At 59.1% G+C, this 230-nt stretch carries 1 protein-coding gene; it reads right to left on the bottom strand.

Going from position 1 to position 230, the window contains the following annotated elements; genetic code table 11:
- Positions 1–230, bottom strand: a 230-nt coding sequence (locus tag Q4563_RS23145; protein ID WP_303606220.1) for an MBG domain-containing protein, incomplete at both ends; no start/stop codon positions are given.

Raw genomic sequence — 230 nt, 5'->3', positions numbered from 1 at the left:
GGGGTAATGGTAAGCACACCGTCTTCGACGCTGACCAGGTAGTTATCATTCATGACATCGCCACCCACATCACCCGTGATGGCGTAATCACCGACATTGTCTCCGGCCTCGCGCGATAGCGCCACGGTGAAATCATCGCCACTGGCCGGCTCACCGCTGACGCTGTAGGTGAGCGCCGGGTCCGCCTCGCCGTACACGCGGGATAAGTCGTCGATACTGATGGTAATCTC

The organism is Gilvimarinus sp. 1_MG-2023 (assembly GCF_030548285.1).
This window is presented reverse-complemented; position numbering and strand designations above follow the sequence as displayed.